Source organism: Acidovorax sp. Leaf73 (genome assembly GCF_916855635.1).
GTDB lineage: Bacteria > Pseudomonadota > Gammaproteobacteria > Burkholderiales > Burkholderiaceae_C > Acidovorax > Acidovorax facilis.
Map to the genome: position 1 here is coordinate 596,575 of NZ_CAKASI010000003.1, position 17,609 is coordinate 614,183.

13 protein-coding genes are annotated in these 17,609 nt (G+C 57.3%); 3 read left to right on the forward strand and 10 right to left on the reverse strand.

The features are described 5' to 3' along the window. Positions 1 to 37: 37 nt before the first annotated feature. Positions 38 to 541, forward strand: coding sequence for a cyclic pyranopterin monophosphate synthase MoaC (moaC, locus tag LPA35_RS12505; RefSeq protein WP_228897194.1), 504 nt, complete (start codon positions 38 to 40; stop codon positions 539 to 541). 12 nt (positions 542 to 553) lie between these two features. On the opposite strand, the gene LPA35_RS12510 is transcribed toward moaC, so the two are convergent. Next, positions 554 to 1,084, reverse strand: coding sequence for a pilin (locus LPA35_RS12510; RefSeq protein ID WP_304505255.1), 531 nt, complete (start codon positions 1,082 to 1,084; stop codon positions 554 to 556). Between the two features lie 236 nt (positions 1,085 to 1,320). Here LPA35_RS12510 and LPA35_RS12520 point away from each other — a divergent pair, with 236 nt between their 5' ends. Next, complete coding sequence (locus LPA35_RS12520; RefSeq protein WP_228897195.1) at positions 1,321 to 4,323, forward strand: fused MFS/spermidine synthase; 3,003 nt, start codon at positions 1,321 to 1,323, stop codon at positions 4,321 to 4,323. 551 nt (positions 4,324 to 4,874) lie between these two features. Here the strand turns inward: LPA35_RS12520 and LPA35_RS12525 are convergent. The 9 genes from LPA35_RS12525 to sucC all read right to left on the reverse strand — a co-directional run bounded on the left by LPA35_RS12525 (position 4,875) and on the right by sucC (position 16,398). Beyond that, complete coding sequence (locus tag LPA35_RS12525; RefSeq protein WP_228897196.1) at positions 4,875 to 5,663, reverse strand: hypothetical protein; 789 nt, start codon at positions 5,661 to 5,663, stop codon at positions 4,875 to 4,877. A gap of 99 nt (positions 5,664 to 5,762) precedes the next feature. After that, complete coding sequence (locus LPA35_RS26115) at positions 5,763 to 6,629, reverse strand: pilin (protein WP_304505256.1); 867 nt, start codon at positions 6,627 to 6,629, stop codon at positions 5,763 to 5,765. Positions 6,630 to 6,693: 64 nt separating this feature from the next. After that, positions 6,694 to 7,494: a 3',5'-cyclic-nucleotide phosphodiesterase gene (locus tag LPA35_RS12540; RefSeq protein WP_228897197.1), complete on the reverse strand. Its 801-nt coding sequence runs from the start codon at positions 7,492 to 7,494 to the stop codon at positions 6,694 to 6,696. Between the two features lie 12 nt (positions 7,495 to 7,506). Next, positions 7,507 to 9,768 carry a CHASE2 domain-containing protein gene (locus LPA35_RS12545; RefSeq protein WP_228897198.1) on the reverse strand — a complete coding sequence of 754 codons (2,262 nt, stop codon included), beginning with the start codon at positions 9,766 to 9,768 and terminating at the stop codon, positions 7,507 to 7,509. Between the two features lie 63 nt (positions 9,769 to 9,831). Beyond that, a complete protein-coding gene (locus LPA35_RS12550; protein ID WP_218300858.1) occupies positions 9,832 to 10,485 on the reverse strand; it encodes an FHA domain-containing protein in 654 nt (217 codons plus the stop codon). Between the two features lie 44 nt (positions 10,486 to 10,529). Next, positions 10,530 to 11,318 (reverse strand): Stp1/IreP family PP2C-type Ser/Thr phosphatase, encoded by a 789-nt coding sequence (locus tag LPA35_RS12555; protein WP_121421578.1) that lies wholly within the window; start codon positions 11,316 to 11,318, stop codon positions 10,530 to 10,532. Positions 11,319 to 11,335: 17 nt separating this feature from the next. Continuing rightward, positions 11,336 to 13,966, reverse strand: a complete 2,631-nt coding sequence (locus LPA35_RS12560) for a CHASE2 domain-containing serine/threonine-protein kinase (RefSeq protein WP_228897199.1) — start codon at positions 13,964 to 13,966, stop codon at positions 11,336 to 11,338. 359 nt (positions 13,967 to 14,325) lie between these two features. Then, positions 14,326 to 15,222: a succinate--CoA ligase subunit alpha gene (sucD, locus tag LPA35_RS12565; RefSeq protein ID WP_056056609.1), complete on the reverse strand. Its 897-nt coding sequence runs from the start codon at positions 15,220 to 15,222 to the stop codon at positions 14,326 to 14,328. A gap of 15 nt (positions 15,223 to 15,237) precedes the next feature. Continuing rightward, positions 15,238 to 16,398, reverse strand: a complete 1,161-nt coding sequence (sucC, locus tag LPA35_RS12570) for an ADP-forming succinate--CoA ligase subunit beta (RefSeq protein WP_056056610.1) — start codon at positions 16,396 to 16,398, stop codon at positions 15,238 to 15,240. 215 nt (positions 16,399 to 16,613) lie between these two features. On the opposite strand from sucC, the gene argC reads away from it, so the two are divergent. Then, complete coding sequence (gene argC, locus LPA35_RS12575; protein WP_228897200.1) at positions 16,614 to 17,546, forward strand: N-acetyl-gamma-glutamyl-phosphate reductase; 933 nt, start codon at positions 16,614 to 16,616, stop codon at positions 17,544 to 17,546. Positions 17,547 to 17,609 lie beyond the last annotated feature (63 nt).

Here is a 17,609-nt window from a genome sequence, read left to right on the forward strand (position 1 = left end):
GATGCCTTCGCCCCAAAAACGTTTCGCTCCATTGTCCATGTCTACCCCCCCCTCACCCCTCACCCACTTCGATGCCCAAGGCCAAGCCCACATGGTGGATGTTGGCGCCAAGCCCGCCACCCACCGCGTGGCCGTCGCCACTGGCCGCATCGAGATGCAGCCGGAAACCTTGGCCTTGATCGAATCTGGGATTGCCAAAAAAGGCGACGTGCTGGGAATTGCACGCATTGCAGGGATCATGGCTGCCAAAAAGACGAGTGATTTGATCCCGCTGTGTCATCCGCTGGCGCTGACGCGGGTAGCGCTGGAATTCACAAGGTCCAGCACGCCGAGCCAAAAGGTGACCGGGATTGAGTGCGTGGCTACCGTGGAAACGGTTGGGCAAACAGGGGTAGAGATGGAGGCACTGACGGCAGTGCAGGTCTCCCTGCTCACAATTTACGACATGTGTAAGGCGGTGGACCGGGGGATGGTGATGCAGGACGTTCGAGTCGTTGAAAAAAAGGGAGGTAAGTCTGGGTACTACACGGATAAGGTGTAGTGTCAAATACTCTCAGCGGCACTCCGAAGGTGCATATTTAGCGGGCAAAGTACCCAAGGTTCTATTGGTCATACCCCGGGCTGTTGCTACCTCAGCCGAAGCACTCGCACAGGCCCAATCCATTGCGCCTGTAGAGGTGGCTACTGGCACCGATCCTTCAATATTGGGAGAAAACACCACAGTCCGTCCATGCAGTCCAACAGGGAAGCCATTGTTTGGTGAAGCTGACAAGCTCACAATGACAGCCCAAGGGGCACCGCTGGCTGTAATTGCTACACCACCTACATATTTGCTGGACTTATTTCCGACGGGGATTGCATTGTAGAGAGCTGCCGCAGTGTTCATTCCGGCAATCCCGCCCGTCTGGAAGCCCTCCGCCAAACGCTCTTTGGCTGGGTTCGCAGCCGTCACTGCCTCAACTACCCGCGCTCGTATTGCAAACTCCTGATAGGCGGGCAACGCTACAGCAGCTAGCACGCCGACTATGGCCACCACGATCATCAGTTCAATCAATGTAAATCCGCTGGTCGATTTCCGGTTCATATAGGCATTCGTGCAAACAGGTCGGAGTGCCAAATGTGCAAGTTCCGTTCCTACCAGCCTAGATCCAAATGACATTTTTGTTGTTTTGATCGAATTCCTCAAGTCTCCGGGTCACAAGCCAACGCGCGTCGCGGGAGTTTGGTAAATTTTCGTCCAAATTTGTGGCGATGGACTTGCGGCACCGTTCTTGCTGCTTGGGCTAGCTTAACTATGGATTTGAATTGGAGCATTGATTGATGACCCCCTCGCATCGTGGCCCTCGACACTGGCTGCTGGCCATTTTTATCTTATCGGGTTTTGCAGGGCTGATATATCAGTCCATATGGTCTCATTACTTAGGGCTATTTTTAGGCCATGCAGCCTATGCTCAAGCCCTTGTTCTCGCCATCTTCATGGGTGGGATGGCTACTGGTGCTGCGTGGATTGCGCGCGCCGGACAACGCTGGCGAAATCTAATCCGTGGATATGCAGTGATTGAAGCAGTTATTGGTGTGCTAGGACTGCTTTTTCACTGGATTTTTACAGGTGTGGCGAATTTCAGCTACGACTGGTTAATCCCATCATTGGGTGCCCCTTTAGCGATCAATATTTCCCGATGGGTTATTGCTGCGTTGTTGATTCTGCCGCAGACAATTTTGCTGGGAATGACATTTCCGCTCATGAGCGGAGGTCTGATCCGTCGCTTTCCAGGAAGCGACGGCAATCTGCTCGGGGGACTTTACTTTACTAACAGTATCGGTGCTGCGTTCGGGGCTTTAATGGCAGTGTTCGTTCTGCTCCCATGGGTGGGACTCCCAGGGGCCATGACTGTGGCGGGCATTTTGAACTTCGTGGTGGCAGCCTTAGCTTGGTGGTTGGCGCGTGATCCTGAGCCGGCAGCCCTAGCCCGGACATCGGGTCAAGCGGAGCCTGAACAGCGTCTCTTCCATAACCCATTGCTGCGCACAGTGTTGTTTGGCACAGCACTGTCTGGAGCAGCGTCGTTCGCCTACGAAATTATCTGGATACGCATGCTAAGCATGGCTGTAGGCAGCACCATGCATGCTTTCGAACTCATGCTGGCATCGTTTATAGCGGGCATCGCTCTAGGGGGGCTGTGGGTGCGAAAGCACGCTGACCAAGCTGAATCTCCTTTGCGGTTAGTTGGATGGATGCAGGTCTTAATGGGTATAGCCGCTTTGGCATCCTTGGCCGTCTATGCAAACGCATTTGCCTGGGTCGGCTGGCTAATGTCGGCGCTTGGGAAAACTGATGGGGGATATTCATTATTCAATCTGGGTACTGCGGCAACAGCAATTGCTATCATGTTACCGGCGGCCTTTTTTGCGGGAACGACACTTCCTTTGTTCACCGTTGTACTACTACGCTCGGGTCAGGGTGAGCGAGCAATTGGCCGAGTCTATGCATGGAATACGGTAGGCGCTATCGCAGGTGTTTTCACAGCAATTCATTTTTTGATACCCAGTTTTGGCTTGAAACTAGCGCTGTGTATTGCTGCCCTGGTGGATATCGGTATCGGCTTGGTGCTGCTACGCCAGCAAGTGGATAGCAAAAAACGTTTGCTACGATTTGGCGTTGCTGTTGGATTATCAGCTATTGCCCTTATTATCGCAGTTCGTATTCCTTTTGATTTGATGGTGGCAACTTCTGGAGTTTATCGACATGGGCGTGCGAGTCTAAAAGCAGACGACGAAATAATCTACTACAAAGATGGAAAAACAGCTACTATTGCAGCGGCGGCTTCAAAAAATGGAAGTATTCATATTTCAACCAACGGAAAAACTGATGCCTCCATACAAATGCACGATCACCTTCCCGCCACTCCAGATGAGCCAACAATGGTACTTGCAGCGGCGCTACCACTCGGGATGGTAAGAACTCCGGAGAGGATTGGTGTAATTGGGTTTGGGTCGGGTTTGACCACCCACGCATTCCTGGGAGATGATCGCGTTAAGCATGTTGATACCATTGATATCGAGTCAGCTATGGTTGAGGGGGCCAAAGCATTCGGAACTCGGTCAGAGCGGGCATATAATGATCCTCGTTCTCATGTCATTATTGATGATGCCAAAAGCTATTTTTCTGGGCAAAATCAAAAATATGACATTATAGTTTCAGAGCCATCTAACCCTTGGATTAGCGGTGTGGGATCGCTTTTTAGTCAGGAGTTTTATAAATTCATTCCACGGCATCTGAACGAGGGGGGGCTGTTCATGCAATGGGTGCAAATATATGAAATAGACGATGCTTTGCTTGGCACTATCCTCAAGTCACTAACACCAGCCTTTGATGACTATGCAGCTTGGCTGAGCAATGGTTCCGATTTGTTGATAGTGGCAAGCCCGAAGGGGATGCTGCCCAAAATGGACTTTCCAGCACTAGCCTCTAGTCCGAAAGTTTTGGCGGACTTGACGCGAATCGGTATCGAGAATGGCCAGCAGCTTGGTTTTCGGAAAGTAGCGGATGCTCATATGCTACGAGCGCTAAGCAAGATTACCAAGGAGCCTGGGCCCAACTCAGATTATTTTCCAATTCTTGGTCTGCATGCGCCCAAAGCACGCTTCAAAGGTAGTGCTGCTGAAACAACCATGACTTTGCCAAGGTTTAATAGGCCGTTACTTGAAGCGATGGGTATTTCGTCAGCATTGCCCGACAATATAGAGCCGTCATCATTAGGGCACTTTTCTGGCGATCTACTTGTAGCCGAAGCTCGTCAACTTGTGCGCGAAATTCGTGGAAATACAGCTATCCTGTCTCCCGCAGTCGCATTCTTGCGGGCCACCACGGCAAATTGCTCTGCCGATTTAAATGCTGAGCAAATGCGTGCTTTGTCTAGCGCTATTAGCAGCTTAGCGGCTCGGACCATCAGGCATTTGCCAGCCTCTATGCTGCAAGGGGTATGGGTCAATCCTGTATGGCAGAAATGTGGAAATCTGTCCGTGGATTTGGTTAGAGCGATGGAAATGTTGAGTGCCCACTCACAGAGAGATTATGCCAAAATGGAGGCATTGGGGATCGATTGGATCAATAATCGACCGCTCAACCCGAATTCGCGCGTTGATTTCGATGGGGTGGCATGGTCGGGAATCGTTCTTTCCCGTATTCACTCGCAGCGATGGAGTGATTTGCCAAATGCGATCGATCTCTTGGATAGAGATATCTCGGTTGTCAATGATTACGCTTATCTCGCAAAGTTAGCAGTCGCTATGGCAGAAAAAGGCTCATTATCTCAGAGGTAGTAAGATGTTCTACAGAGCCTGCAATTTCACTGTGCAATAAATTCGAATCCCGGGCGTATCAGTTAATTGGAGCTTGGCGCACGTATTGATACCCCCGGGTAAACGGCGCGGATCGCATGCACAGGTCATTGTGGAGCCATCTGCTTGCAAGATCAGCCGGTATATCGAAATTGCTGACGTAGTGCAATCGCACAAGGGTATTGTCCGGAAGGGCAGTTGGGACTTAAATTCCCCTCAGATCCTGCGGGTCCAAAAGGGTGTGGCTATGCCCAGCAAGAAGATTACTGAATTGGTGAGCGCGCAGGATATTTCCCAGTGAGACCGCAACTGAGTGCTCTTTTCAAGTTCAGGTGAGTGTGTGGTAAAGCGGAATTCACTTGCCCTAATTTGGATTCAAAATGCCAGTCGCACTCTGACGCGTTGCGAGCTTTGCGCTTTTAAAAATATCTGCTGTTGAATGGCCTAATGAAAATTCTAAAGAATGGATTTTCAATTGCCAAACAGGATTGATATTTTGCTTAGAATATTAATGATGTGGCAGAGTCGAAACATCAAAAACCGTCGAGTGGGATATATCCACGAATTCGTCCGGATTTAGGATCCAGCAAAACAACCCATTCCAGGCTATTGCGGGACACCAAAGGTATCCATGCCAACGAGTTCCCATCGCTGACTTCACCCGCATCTATATCTCTGAGTGCGGTATCAATAGCCTTGTTTATTAAGGGATCATGTTGCGGGTATTTTTCTCGAAGTACTGTTATTGGCTTTGCTCGTGTGAGCACTTTTGAGATGCTCGCGCTATAGTCTCCCCAATGCTTAGGTCGCTGACCTGCTTCGATGCCGTGCAAGGAGTCATTGATAATGGTTAGACGCTCGTCAGAAGATTGTGCTGGACTCAGCCCGAGGGTGCGCGCCCTATTTAAGCTCCACGGGGCAAACCAATAAGGAAGGTGTTTTCTATCATCCTCCTGGATGTCTGCATAAGTGACCATGCGAAATCGGTCAACTTCGAAAACGAATGCCAAAGGGCGAGCCTGCGCTAAAGTGTGTAAACCGTAACCCAGGGCAGCTAGTTGGATCGCTGCAATCATCCCCAGGTCGATAATCAATGCTAGGCGACTTTTTGCGGGGCGATACAAGAGCAGTGTTAATAGCGGTCCGCACACCACATCAACGCCAACTAAAATCCATAGTATTTTTTGTCCTCCGGCAAAATCTACCAAGGGTCCAGGAAACCAAATAAAAAATACTAGCGCTGCGACCACTAACGCCACAATGATCGAAATTATCAGATGGCGAAAAGGAACAGAAAATGTGCTTTTTCCTCGAATGCTCATGCCTAACTTTTAGGAATATCTTGCTAGAAAAAGTCAAAAAGTATAAGCAAATAAAAATGCCCGCGAGCGGGCATTTTTACGATCTGAACAGAGCTTATATCAGCGGCATTCGCTCGGTGCAAATTTTGCGGGCAGAGTCCCAGCGGTAATTCGTGGCAAATTACGTCCGCCAGACACGGCATTGTCTACCGAGGAGCAACCCCAATCAACCGTACCGGTTTCCACACCATTGAGCGCTGCTTTCAATTGAACAGGGCCGCCGGTCAATTGCATGTAAGGCGTATAAACCAGTGTAGCATTCGCCGGAATAGGGCCAATATTGGCCTTGTTAAAAGTCACGATAACTTCACCGGTTTCCTCGTTGATGTTGGTTTTCGTCACATACTTACTAATAGCACCGTTACCGCCAACCTGTGCATTGAAAGTGGCAGCCACCGCCTTCAGCTCCAAAGCTGTATTTGCATCTGTTTCCACAAGCTTCTTGCCGCCAGCAGCCAGCGCAATACCTTCCGTTACGCGTGCGCGCACCGTGTAGTCTTGATACGCAGGCAACGCCACAGCGGCCAGAATACCAATGATGGCCACCACGATCATCAATTCGATCAGGGTGAAACCCTTTTGAATGAAACGCTTCATATAAACTCCTCGGAGGTCGATTGCAAACAAACAACCTGCAGAAGGATTCTCCAGGTCTGTGCTGATGCAGCATTTATCGTGCCAGCCCTTGGGGGCCTTCTGCAACAGCGCTGCTGGCGAGCAAGCATACGAGGGATGGGGGCGAGCCTGATAGAGGTTCACACCTGTAGGCTCGGTTGACATTTTTGTCCGCGCAAGAGTGTCACCAAGTGCTTCTTTTGTATGCATGTCACGCGGATCTCGCGGCAGTCCGGAAGCGTGCAACAGGATGAGGCGCTCTCCGTGCTGGGCAATATCCGGAAAATTTGTTTTTCGTTTGAAACACAGCACTTTGGCGCCAGTGGCAATGATGTGGAATCCAGATCTGCGCACTGAGCACATCACACGGTCAGTGCTATATCGCAAACTCCTGACCAGCCTGCAGCCAGCCAATATTGACGGATGCCTCGCTACTGGAGCCAGTACTCAAAAGATTGGTTGCCAGCAGACTGCGAATTTCCCGCAAGATGACTTCTGTTTCCGCTGGTTTGGTATGGGTTATGTACACCTGACAGTCTTGCTGCTCGCAAGACTGTAGTTCCATCAGCAGGGTGTGTGGCGACAGGTGCAGACTTCGGCGGGCCAGGGCACTTTCACGGTTGCTGAATGCGGTTTCGATGACCAACATAACCACTGGCAACTGGTTGACGCGATTCCAGAAGGCGGGGTTGCGTTCGGTGTCTCCGCTAAAAACCCACCAGCCTGAGCTTCCCTGTATTGCATAGCCCACCGCAGGCACCGTATGGACGGCGGGCAGTGCTTCGATCAAAACTCCGGCGACGGTGCGCTGTTCGCTGGTTTGCAATGGGCAAAAGCGAACAAAAGGTTTGTCTGCTGAGGGGATAGACCCGAAGTCCGGCCAAACAACGTTGTTGAAGATGTGCGTGCGAAGGGCGTCAATGGTGGCGGGCAGGGCGTGAATCTGCACGGGTGAGTTGCGCAAGGAGGAGACCGCATCCAACATCAGCGGCAGCGCAGCAATATGGTCCAGGTGTGAATGCGTAAGAAACACATGGTCGATCTTTCGCATTTCGTCCAGTGTCAGGTCGCCCACTCCTGTACCCGCATCGACGAGAATGTTGTCGTCGATGAGGAAGGACGTAGTCCGGCAATCTTTAGCGATGGCTCCGGAGCAGCCCAGCACACGAACTTTCATGGGCCAACCTGTCTATTTGGTGTCGAAATTGGTGGCGCCGTCCCATTCTGGATCGACGGCCTGCCCCTGGAGGGTTTGTACTCGGGCAGCATACAGTTCGTAGAGGGCGGAGGGCGCGGCAGTTTGCTGTAAGTTCACCAGCAGTTTGCCGCATTGTGCCCAGTCCTGGGCGCGATACGCATCCAGGAAGTGTTTCCATATGGACAATTCCTCCACTTTGTACGGCATACCGGTCTGTAGAACGGCAACCGGCGAATATATTGCCACAGCCTGGGCTTTGCCCTTCACGCGCACCAGGTCCAGCTCTTGCCAGATGAAATCCGGTGCCTGGGTATGGGTGGATTCACTCACCACGGTACGCACGCCATAGTGCTTGGACAGGCCTTCCAGGCGAGACCCCAAGTTCACCGCGTCGCCGATGACCGTGTAGCTGCGGCGGATGTCCGAACCCATGTCGCCCACGCACATGGTGCCGGTGTTAAGCCCTATGCCAATACCGATTTCCGGAAGCCCGCGCTCCCGGTGCAACAAGTTGATCTGCTCAACCGCACGCTCCATGTCCAGCGCTGCCTGCACTGCCAGTTGCGCGTGTTCTGCGGTGGGCACCGGCGCTCCCCAAAACGCCATGACGCAGTCCCCCATGTACTTGTCGATGGTGCCCCGGTGGCTGCGAATGATGTGGGTCAACTGGCTGAACACGTCGTTGAGCAGGGCTTGCAGCTGCAGGGGCTCCATCTGCTCCGACATGGCGGTGAACCCTCGCATGTCGCAGAACATGACGGTCAGTTCGCGGCTGGTGGCCTGCATGCTGTAGTTTTCGGGCTGCTTGACCATCTCGTCCACCAACTCGGGTGGCACGTAAGTGCCAAACAGCGCAGCCAGTTCCCGCTTGGATCGGCTTTCCACAAAGTAGCCGTAGACCATGTTGAGCGCGAATGCCAGTACCGCCATCACGATTACCGTCGCCAGTGGCATTGCCAAGCCTTGGGCGAGATAAAGCCACAGGTTGAGGCCTGCCAGCGCTGCAACCACCCCCAGGCTGAGAAGCACCGCGGAGGTGGCTGACAGCGCGGGCAGGGCGACGGCCAGCAAAACACCTGCACAGAGCAGCTGTGCAGCGTCAAAGCCCACCGCGTAGTCGGGTCGCACGATGCTTTTGCCATCGAGAAAGGCGGACAGCATATTGGCGTGGGTTTCCACGCCGGGATAGGTTCGGCCTACGGGGGTTACGCGCAGGTCGAGCAGACCGGGGGTTGTTGAGCCCACCAGAATCAGTTGGCCTTGCAGGTTGTTGGCAGGCAGTTTGCCCTCCAGTACATCCGACGCGGAAACATAGCGGAATGACCCTCCGCTCACGTCGCCGGGGCCGCGAAAGGGTATGAGTGTTGCTAGCCGGTCGTCTACAGGCAGCGCAAGTTCGCGGCCATGCTGGCGCAGCACGATGCTGTGCAAGGTGTCGTGGGTGCCTTGGGGGACGGCGCTGACATAGTTGGGATGTACTTCCGGCAAGCCAAGCAGCGTGCGAAACATCGCAAGCGCCAAGGATTCGTAGTACTTTCCCTGGTGCTCCGCAAGGAGAGGAAGGGAACGGACTACGCCATCGTCATCGGTAACCGAGTTGAAAAAACCCGCAGCAGGCACAGCATTGGCCAGTTTTTCAATGTTGCTGCCGTATCCACCCCAGGAGGTGGCCCGCAATGGGAGACCACGAAGTCTCTCGGTGGGCAAGGCAGGAGGGGGTAGAACACCTTTTGTTCTCCCGTCCCGGTCACTGGTGAAGTAGTAGCCCAGAACCGCAGGTCGGCCTTGCAGAGCGCGGGCAAAGAGTGCGTCGTAGTCAAGAGCGGGAGCCAGGCGCGCCAGTTGTTCCTTGAAGCCTGTCTGCGCCCGCAAAGGCCCTTTGGCCAAACGCTCCAGGTTTGCGAGACCCGAGCTTCCGTCTGCTTCCGCGAAGAGGACGTCAAACCCCACCAGCGCGACCTGTTGCCGTTCAAACAGCTCCTGCGTCAAAGCAGCAAGCTTGTCCCGTCCCCAAGGCCAATGCCCCACCCTATCAAGGCTTTTTTCGTCAATATCAACGATGACGATACGCTCATCCAGCGTACGCGGCATGGTCGCACGCAGCCGGGTGTCGTAGATGATGTTTTCGAGCCGCTCCAGCACCTGGAGATGAAGGGCGCCTGAAATGTGCAGCAGTGCAAACGCTAACGGAATCAGGGTGACTGCCGTGCGGCGAGCGTGCCGTCGGAACAGATGCAAAAGTCTGGATTGCATGGGTTCCGGCGACAAGGTCGGCAGATGAATTGCCAGATGGGGCGCGAGGCCCGGGTGCGGCCGTCAGCTTTGTTCGAACTGCATTTCCGTACCTGCCAACTCCAGCCGATCACCGTGTTTGAGAGGTACAGGAGATGTGCCGATGGAAGCACCATTGAGCAGAGGCATGTCGGGGCCCTCGACATGGGCCAGCACGAAGCCCTGATGCCGCTTAGTAATGGAGGCCACGGCAACGCCAGGTTTGCCGATGGTGGTAACCACTTTTTGCAGCGACACTTCCCGTCCCGCAGCGGCACCAGACATCACACGGATGACCCCGGAGATGGGCGGGGCAGTGGCAGCACCCAGCGGGGCAGGCCGGGATGCCGTGCCCAACGGAGGCACCATTCCCGGTTTGAAGATCATGGTCTTCTCGAAGTTTTGCCCTTCAGCCTCGTGCATGAAACGGATCTTGTACTTGCCCACCTCAACGGTGTCGCCATTGCGCAGTTCCTGGCGCTTGACAGCCTTGGCGTTGACGTAGGTGCCGTTGGTGCTCCCCAGGTCTTCAATTTCCACATCCTGGCCTGCCATGTGAATGACGGCATGTTCGCCGCTCACGGCGAGGTTATCGATCACGATGTCGTTGTAAGGGCGGCGGCCGAGCGTAGTGCGCTCTTTGGTCAGTTGCACTTCCTTGATGACAACCCCGTCGATTGAAACGATCATTCTGGGCATGATCCACTCCTGATGTGATGAGTAATTGTTGTAGTCGGCGCCACTTACGCGGCCCCTAGCAATCGGGACATAAGGCCGCGTTTCTTGCCCCCCGCAGCCGCTTGCACCAGCAGTACGCTGACGTTATCACGCCCACCGTTCGCATTGGCAGTGTCGATGAGCAATGTGGCTTTTTCCTCCAAAGGCAGTGGTGTTCGCACCAGCTCCGCCAAGTCTGAGTCAGCGACCATGTCCGTGAGGCCGTCTGAACACATTAGGAACAAGTCATTGGGGGCCACCTGAAACTCGTTGACTTCCATCATGACATTGGGCTCTACGCCCAGCGCACGAGTAACGAGATTGCGATTGGACGACAGCGCGGCTTGCTGCGCTGTAAGCAGGCCGGCATCAACCTGTTCCTGGAGCCAGGAGTGGTCGCGTGTGATCTGTTGCAGGGTGCCATCGCGCAGGCGATAGCAGCGGGAGTCGCCAATATGTCCGAGGATGAGGCGGCTGCCGTGGAAAACCCCGACCACCAGCGTGGTGCCCATTCCCGCATATTGGGGGTTGGAAAGCGAGGCACCCAGAATGGCATGGTTGGCGTTCTCGACGCAGATCTCCAGGGCTCGCCGCACGTCGGTCGATTGGGGAGTGCTGCCGGCCTGCCCCAACCAGCGGGCCATCTCGGTGCGGATGAACGTGGTGGCCATGCCGCTTGCCACTTCACCAGCGTTGTATCCGCCCATGCCATCGGCGAGGATGGCGACCTGAGCATCCCGGTCGACCGCCACCGCATCTTCGTTGTTGGTGCGCACGCGGCCTTTGTCGGTGCGTGCGAAAAATTCGTAGGTCATGGATGTTGGGGCGAGCGTCATCGGGCGCCTGAAATCGGCGGGGATGCCGCGCCCCGCCCAGCGGGTTGCTCCATCACGGTTCTCTGAAAATCCGCCATTTCATGCCCTGTTGCATCGCGGTCCGCATCATAGACGACTGCTCCCGGCTCCGGCGATCCCGCCTGTCCGGCTGCCACGCCCGCCTGCCGCAGGTCGGCGGCAAATTGCCGGCCCGTCTGGTACCGGGCCTCCGGGCGTTTCTGAAGGGCCTGGGCCACCACGCGCGCCACGGCGGGGGAAAGCTCGGGACGCAGCTGCCGAATGTCGGGCGCCTCCGTGTTGGCGATTTTGTGCATCAGCTCCGTCATTGACTCCCCGCGCAGCGGCAGCGAGCCCGTCAGCAGCTGAAACAACGTGACACCCAATGAGTAGAGGTCTGACCGGCCATCTACCTTCTTGCCTGCGAGTTGTTCCGGTGACATGAAACTCGGGGTTCCCAGAACCAGTCCTGTGCGTGTCTTGCTGGAATCCGTGATGCGTGCAATGCCAAAATCCGTCACCTTCACGGCATCCGTGGCGGCGTCGAACATGATGTTGGCAGGCTTGATGTCGCGGTGCACCACGTTGTGTGCGTGGGCGTAGTCCAGCGCCTCGGCAACGCGTGCTCCGATGGAAAGCACCGTGGCCACCGGTAGAAGATGCCCAGCATGGCAGGCCCGCGCCAGGTCTGCGCCCTTGAGGAACTCCATGGCGATGTAGGCCAGATCGTGTTCCTCGCCAGCATCAAAGATCGTCACGATGCAGGGGTGCTGCAGGCGCCCCGCTGTTTCTGCCTCGCGAAAGAACCGGGCTCTGGCGTCGATGAGTGCGTCGCCCTCGAACTCTTCGCCGAGCGCCAGGGTCTTGATGGCAACCACGCGTCCAATCTTTGGGTCTCTTCCCAGGTAGACCACGCCCATCGCCCCTTTGCCAATCTCCCTGTCTATCTGATAGCGGCCCAGCATCGGTATGCCGGTTGCGGCATCACCTGGCAGGCGCGGCGCTGGGGTGGGGGGAATCGATGCGGGTGTGCTGGACGGGGCGCCAGTTTCCTTCTGCAAGTGCGCCCGCACACGCTTGTACCGTGCATGGGCATCCTTGTATCCCTTGTTGTGCTGCAGGATGTGTTTGTAGACGGACTTGGCCTTGGCAAAGTTGCGCTTGCGCTCAAAGTCCTGAGCCAGGTGGTACAGGTTGTCCATCAGGGCATCGCTGGGCGGCACTCGGCGCAAGCGCTCGAAGGCCATGTCCAATTGGCCCTGCCCTTGCAGCGCAAGCCCCATCATGCGATCGGTTTCGGCGGTTTCCGCTGATGGGGGCGTACCTCTTGCGCTGAGCTTGCCCAGCACGGCAAAGGCTGTGATGCCTCCCAACAAAGCCAGCACGCCGGGCGCCAAAGGAATCCAGAGCCCTGCGTAACGCAGCAGGCCCCACTCAGTGGCGGCGAGCAGGAGCAGGAGCCCTGCGCCCAGCACTCCACCGGCTGGACGAGAGAGTCTCGGAAGGGCCAGCGCAACAAAGAGCAATGCTCCCAGTGCGCTGCCCCAGGACGCCGTCCATGCCCACTCAGGCCGTTGCACCCCGAGGCCCAGCCTTATGGCGGACAGCGTTTGCGCCAGTACCTCCACGGGATACATCGTGCGCGTGCTGGACTGGACCCACGGGGTGACCAGCGCGTTGCTTGTCTCACCCAGCAGTACCACTTTGTCCTTGAAGTCCTGTGGCGGAATCTTGCCGCTGGATACCTGGACAAAAGACACCACAGGGAATGCGGAGGCACCGTCCGGCGCCGCGTGAAATCGCGGGTGCATCACCGCCGAACCGTCGGTCACAACGTGCAGCCCACCCATGCGAATGCCCTGAGGCTCCGTCTGAACCCGCAGTTCGTTTTGGCCCAGGTGCAGACTGTGCCTGGCCGCGAGCAAGGCCAAGGAGGGCACGCCGACGTCGTCGTACCGCAGCAGAAGGGGAATGCCGCGAAGGTGTCCATCTTCGTCCAGGGCGACCGAAAGATGACCGACGCCTGCCGCCACCGAACCGATCCCGGCTACCGGGTTTTGCGCCGATGTGGCGGGGATCGCAAAGCTTGCCGGGTTCGGCAAAACGCTGCGGTGCACATAGGCGGGCAGCGGTGTGCGGGCACCGCCCGCCAGGGTGTAGCGCGAGGCCAGGAAAACGTTGCCGGCCCGTTGGATGCTGGCGGCCAGGCGCGCGTCAGAATCCAGAGCCTTCTCCGCCTCGTCTACGGTGCGGCTCAACTCCGTCGCCAGCGGGGATGTGTCCCCCGCCCGCGCCATCGTGTCCCGCATTTTGCGAAGGTAGGCAAGGCCACGGTCGGACTGGGGTTCGGCAAAAGACGGGGTCAGGACAATGGTCTTGGCGCCAGCCGCCGAAAGCTGGTCGATCAACTTGGCGTAGACATCCCGAGACCAGGGGCCGTTGCCCAAGCTTTCAAGGGTGGCATCGTCGATGCCGATGATGGCAATTTCAGGGAGCGGGGCTGGCGTGTGGATGCTGGTCGCAGCGTCATACACGCGGTACTCCAGCCACTGGAACAGACCCGTGGCTGCGCACAGTGCAACCAGCACCGCCGCAGCCAATGCGCCCCGCAAACCATCGGTACGCCACATGCCAAGCCACCGCCCCGAGGTTGTTCGTCCCACTGCTGATATTCCACTCTCTGTATTGAGAGCTGTTCAAAGCAATATTTAAGCCGGGGCGCCAGGGGGGCTTGGTGTGACCCCCAACCGCGTGCGACGGGTGGTTCATCGAGGATTCGATGGCGGTTCTTGTCGGGGCAGGCAGGATGCGTGAATCGGGTGTGCCATTTTTGTCACCCTAACGCGACGAGCCACCCAGGCACACTTTGGTCTTCCCATGCAAAAAGCGCCCGGAACGTTGGTTCTGGGCGCTTTTTTTGGAATTCGCCTTCCTCTGCGAGCCCTCAAGCCCGAGGTGTCCGCGGTGACGCGGACGGGCGCAGCGAGATTTACTTCAGCTGGGCCTTGAGCAGCTTGCCCAGTTCCGAAGGATTGCGGGTGATGATGAAGCCCGACTCTTCCATGATGGCCAGCTTGGCGTCGGCCGTGTCGGCACCGCCAGAGATCAGCGCGCCAGCGTGGCCCATGCGCTTGCCGGGAGGGGCCGTCACGCCAGCGATGAAGCCCACGATAGGCTTCTTCATGTTGGCCTTGCACCACTGGGCGGCTTCGGCTTCGTCAGGACCGCCGATTTCGCCAATCATGATCACGGCGTCGGTGTCTGGATCGTCGTTGAAAGCCTTCATCACGTCGATGTGCTTGAGACCGTTGATGGGGTCGCCACCAATGCCCACAGCGCTCGACTGGCCCAGGCCAACTTCGGTCAGCATCGCCACGGCTTCGTACGTCAGCGTGCCCGAGCGGCTTACCACGCCGATACGGCCCTTGCGGTGGATGTGACCGGGCATGATGCCGATCTTGATTTCGTCAGGCGTGATCAGACCAGGGCAGTTGGGGCCCAGCAGCAGCGTCTTCTTGCCGCCAGCGGCTTCCTTGGCCTTCATCTTGTTGCGCACCATCAGCATGTCCTTGACCGGAATGCCTTCGGTAATGCAGATGGCCATGTCCAGGTCGGCTTCGACGGCTTCCCAGATGGCATCCGCAGCGCCTGCTGGAGGCACATAGATCACCGACACGGTGGCACCGGTCTGCTGAGCGGCTTCCTTGACGGAGGCGTAGATCGGGATGTTGAAGATCGACTCGCCCGCCTTCTTGGGGTTCACGCCCGCCACGAAGCAGTTCTTGCCGTTCGCGTATTCCTGGCACTTTTCGGTGTGGAACTGGCCAGTCTTGCCCGTGATGCCCTGGGTGATGACCTTGGTGTCTTTGTTGATGTAGATCGACATGTGTGTTCTCCGGGCTTACTTGACGGCAGCAACGATCTTGGTCGCAGCTTCGGCCATGGTGTCTGCAGCGATGATGGGCAGGCCGGACTCGGCCAGCATCTTCTTGCCCAGCTCTTCGTTCGTGCCCTTCATGCGCACGACCAGCGGCACGTTCAGGTTCACGGCCTTGCAAGCAGTGATCACGCCGGTGGCGATGGTGTCGCACTTCATGATGCCGCCGAAGATGTTGACCAGAATGCCTTCGACCTTGGGGTTCTTCAGCATGATCTTGAAGGCTTCAGTCACCTTCTCGGGGGTGGCACCGCCGCCCACGTCCAGGAAGTTGGCTGGCTCGCCGCCGAACAGCTTGATGGTGTCCATGGTGGCCATGGCCAGGCCGGCGCCGTTCACCAGGCAGCCGATGTTGCCATCGAGGCTGATGTAGGCCAGGTCGAACTTGGAGGCTTCGACTTCGGCCGGATCTTCTTCGTCCAGATCGCGGAAGGCCACGATTTCGGGGTGGCGGAACAGGGCGTTGGCGTCAAAGTTGAACTTCGCGTCCAGGGCCATCAGGTTGCCCTTGGAGTCGCAGTTCAGCGGGTTGATTTCCACCAGCGACGCGTCCGTGTCCATGTAGCACTTGTAGATCTTGGCGAAGATGTCCACGGCCTGGTCGATCGAGGCACCGGTCAGGCCGATGGCTGCTGCCACTTTGCGGCTCTGCGCTTCGGTGATGCCGGTCAGCGGATCGATCATCTCGGTGATGATCTTCTCGGGCGTGGAGTGGGCCACTTCCTCGATGTCCATGCCGCCTTCGCTCGAAGCGATCAGGGCGACCTTTTGCGTGGCGCGGTCGGTGACCAGCGACACATACAGTTCGTTCTTGATGTCGGCGCCGTCTTCGATGTACAGGCGGCGAACCTTCTGGCCCTCAGCGCCCGTCTGGTGCGTGACCAGCTGCATGCCCAGGATGTCGCTGGCGCGTGCCTTCACATCGTCAATGGTCTTGGCAACCTTCACGCCGCCGCCCTTGCCACGGCCACCGGCGTGGATCTGGGCCTTGACCACCCACACGGGGCCGCCGAGCTTCTGGGCTGCTTCAACGGCTTCTTGCACCGTGAATGCGGGAATGCCACGCGGAACGGGCACACCAAAATTGCGCAAGATTTCCTTGCCTTGGTATTCGTGAATCTTCATGAGGTCTCTCTCAGGGAAGGGTGGTAGTTACCCGTTTACCATGAACAGATGTCTGGCCGCGGGCTTGGGACATGGCAACCCGCGACTGTATCATGTTGCAACGCACCATCCTTGTGCCTAACTTACACCCTGGGCTGGGCTGGTAGCCTTCCCATCCCCCCTTTTTCTCTTTTCTATTCCGGCAGCCGCTGCCGCCTTTTTGCAGGAGCACCTCCATGTCCAAAGTCTTTATCGATGGCGAAGCCGGTACCACGGGCCTGCAGATCCGCGAGCGCCTGCAGGCCACGCCGCAGATCGAGCTGGTCAGCATTGCGCCCGAGTTGCGCAAAGACCCAGCCGCCAAGCGCGACCTGATCGCGGGGGTCGACCTGGTGGTGCTGTGCCTGCACGACGATGCGGCGCGCGACACCGTGGCCATGGTGGACGAGATCGAGCGCAGCTCGGGCCGCAAGGTCAAGGTGATCGACGCCAGCACGGCCCACCGCACGGCCGATGGCTGGGTGTACGGGTTTCCAGAACTCGCTGCATCGCAGGCGCAGGCGGTGCGCGACGCCACCCGTGTCTCTAACCCCGGCTGCTACGCCACGGGCGCGATTGCCATGCTGCGCCCGCTGGTGGACGCCGGCCTGATCCCTGCGGACTACCCTTTGAGCTTGCCTTCGGTGTCGGGCTACTCCGGCGGCGGCCGCACCATGATCGAAGCGTACGAGGCAGGCACTGCAGCGCCGTATGAGGCCTACGCCCTGGGCCTGACGCACAAGCACATCCCCGAGATCCTGCGCTACACCGGCCTCACACGCCGCCCGGTGTTCATCCCCGCTGTGGGCAACTTCCGCCAGGGCATGTTGGTGCAGTTGCCGCTGCACCTGGACCTGCTGCCCGGAGCCCCCAAGGCCAGCGACCTGCACGACGCGCTGGCCGGTCACTACCGCCGCACCAACACGCCCGAGCAGTGGGTCAGCGTACTGCCGCCCACCGATGATTTGAAGCTCGCCGCCGACACGCTGACCGACACCAACAAGCTGGAGCTGCGCGTGTTTGCCAACGAGCAATACCGGCAGGCCGTGGTCATTGCGCGCCTGGACAACCTGGGCAAAGGTGCCAGCGGCGCCGCAGTGCAGAACCTGCAGCTGATGCTCGGTCTCTGAACCGCTACGGGTTTCCCCACCCTCCTGTCTGCCCGGCAGGTTTTCGACGCGCCAGACCTGGCG

Bases quoted from the DNA above. Each gene is read 5' to 3' on its own strand.
- LPA35_RS12550 (WP_218300858.1), bottom strand. From the start codon at position 10,485: ATGCCCAGAATGATCGTTTCAATCGACGGGGTTGTCATCAAGGAAGTG.
- LPA35_RS12560 (WP_228897199.1), bottom strand. From the start codon at position 13,966: ATGTGGCGTACCGATGGTTTGCGGGGCGCATTGGCTGCGGCGGTGCTG.
- moaC (WP_228897194.1), top strand. From the start codon at position 38: ATGTCTACCCCCCCCTCACCCCTCACCCACTTCGATGCCCAAGGCCAA.
- sucD (WP_056056609.1), bottom strand. From the start codon at position 15,222: ATGTCGATCTACATCAACAAAGACACCAAGGTCATCACCCAGGGCATC.
- sucC (WP_056056610.1), bottom strand. From the start codon at position 16,398: ATGAAGATTCACGAATACCAAGGCAAGGAAATCTTGCGCAATTTTGGT.
- LPA35_RS12525 (WP_228897196.1), bottom strand. From the start codon at position 5,663: ATGAGCATTCGAGGAAAAAGCACATTTTCTGTTCCTTTTCGCCATCTG.
- LPA35_RS12510 (WP_304505255.1), bottom strand. From the start codon at position 1,084: ATGAACCGGAAATCGACCAGCGGATTTACATTGATTGAACTGATGATC.
- LPA35_RS12540 (WP_228897197.1), bottom strand. From the start codon at position 7,494: ATGAAAGTTCGTGTGCTGGGCTGCTCCGGAGCCATCGCTAAAGATTGC.
- argC (WP_228897200.1), top strand. From the start codon at position 16,614: ATGTCCAAAGTCTTTATCGATGGCGAAGCCGGTACCACGGGCCTGCAG.
- LPA35_RS12555 (WP_121421578.1), bottom strand. From the start codon at position 11,318: ATGACCTACGAATTTTTCGCACGCACCGACAAAGGCCGCGTGCGCACC.
- LPA35_RS12520 (WP_228897195.1), top strand. From the start codon at position 1,321: ATGACCCCCTCGCATCGTGGCCCTCGACACTGGCTGCTGGCCATTTTT.
- LPA35_RS12545 (WP_228897198.1), bottom strand. From the start codon at position 9,768: ATGCAATCCAGACTTTTGCATCTGTTCCGACGGCACGCTCGCCGCACG.